The organism is Mycobacterium sp. TH-M82, assembly GCF_057473605.1.
Genome location: NZ_JBYCKY010000078.1, coordinates 1 through 1,931, shown reverse-complemented (window position 1 = coordinate 1,931; position 1,931 = coordinate 1). Strand labels below are relative to the sequence as shown.

At 65.5% G+C, this 1,931-nt stretch carries 1 protein-coding gene; it reads right to left on the bottom strand.

Features of this window, described 5'->3' with window-relative positions:
• Nucleotides 1–319: 319 nt before the first annotated feature.
• Nucleotides 320–1,717: an IS1380 family transposase gene (locus AC2VON_RS02380; RefSeq protein WP_486951501.1), complete on the bottom strand. Its 1,398-nt coding sequence runs from the start codon at nt 1,715–1,717 to the stop codon at nt 320–322.
• Nucleotides 1,718–1,931: the final 214 nt, after the last annotated feature.

Sequence of the window (1,931 nt, the reverse complement as noted above, 5' to 3'; positions counted from 1 at the left end):
TCACCCAGGCAGCCACCGATGCCTCGTTATTGAATGCCACATCAGTGATCTCGCCGTTGGCGCTGACGACCCGGTCATCCGGGGCCGTCGCGTAGTTGTACATCGTGTCGACGGCTTCGGTGAAGTTTTCGTCGGCCACCACCCCGTTAGCCTCGATTTTTCACGCGGCGTGATTCGGTGGGGTTGAAGCTGGTGCGGGCCGGCTGTCGGACTTGATTGTTGCAGGTGGGTGTGACGGGTTGTCCGGTGTCGCTCCGGTGGGCGGGCTTCCTTTGGGGCCGGTGGGGTCTTTCGTCTCGTCGGGGCAAGGAGTAGCTGGTTAGCGGAATGCGTCGCGGATGCGTAGCCAGGCGGTGGTGATGGCTTTGGCCCAGCGCCAGGTGGCGTCGATGCGTAGGTGTAGCTGGCGGGCGCCGCGGGTGATGCGGGCGGCCACATGCAGCACTCGGTAGCGGAACGTGGCGATCTCGCAACGTGCCAGGTCGGGGTGGTCTCCGAAGCCGATGAGTTTGGCCCAGGCAACTAGATCGGTTGCGGCCATGATGATTTCCAGCCAGGCGCTGTTGGCTGCAAAGGAGTGAAACGGCAGGTTGCGCAGGCCGGTGGCTTTGGCGCCACGGATGCGGTCCTCGACGCGGGCATGTTGGCGATGGCGTAATTCCAGTCCGGCGAGCTGGCCGGGGATGACGCCGTTGGCGGTGTCGGTGAGAAACCCGGTGACGCGGTGCCCGTCGGAGTCGGTGAAGCGCAGCTGCGCACCGGGGTGGGGCCGTTCCTTGCGCAGGATCAGCCTTGTTCCGGTTGGCCATGCCGACAGGTCCACCAGGTCGGTGGCTTCGGCGACCCAGGCGCCGTCGCGGATACCGCCGGCGGTGTCGATCGCTGGATACCAACTGCTGGTGGCGGTGAGCACCTCGGCGGCATCGCGCACCGGCGCGGTGATCGCCGCGCCCAGCGAGAACCCCACATGGGCGGTGCGGCAGGCCGCGGCGAATCCATAGGTGGCCCCGGCCGAATCCGAGCGGATCAACACCTGCGGGCCACCAGGATTGTCCGGCCCCGGCCGGTAGTCCACCGGCAGCGCGGCCAGCGCCTGGCCGAGCACGGCAATATGATCGGCGGTGGTGTTCGAGCCGGCGTTACCCGCCCGCAGCAACCCGGCCAACGCTTCTCCGGCGGCGATGTCGGGACGGTCTAAAAACACCAGCAACGGGTGGTGCCCGAACGTCTTCTTCCAGGTCGCCGCGGCATTCTCCTTGTTATCGGAATGATCAACGCAGATGGTGGCATCGACATCGAGATGCAGCCAGCCCTCGCGGGCCGGTGCCGCGCCGGCAGCCCAAGCCGCCGCCCGTGCGTGTGCACGTGCTGTCTGAATCCTGGGCAGGTGGGCGGTGTCGATGCGTTGATCGACCAACCGCCACAGCGTGGCCGTCGAGCCTACTGGACCGAACACCTGCTCACGATCGCCCAGCAGTTGGCCGACCCCATCGACGCAGTCCGCACCGTCAGCCACCGCGGCGGCCAGATCGGCGAACGCATCACCGGGCGCATGAACCCACGGCCCCTTGTAGGTGTCGGCCAACGCGACGGTGACCTGCGAAGACAACCCGGTCAGATTGGCCAGCTCCCGCAACATCCCCACCCCGGCGTGCGACACCACCCCGTGGCCGTCCGCAGATACTTTCACCCGGGAAACCGCTGCGCTACCCTTCACCTTGAAAGTGCCTCCGCTTCGGGACGATGGATCGTTGAGAAATCTCATTATCCCTTGCCGGACAGGCACTTTCGCTAACTCAAGCGCGTGTCACCCTGACTTTCATGCAAAATCGAGGTTAGGGTCCTCAACAGAGCCCGGGATAGGCATTAAGACCAGGCCGAGCAGCGTCCACATCAGCGGAGTCACTTCGTAGAGGAAGCCAGAAAGCGAG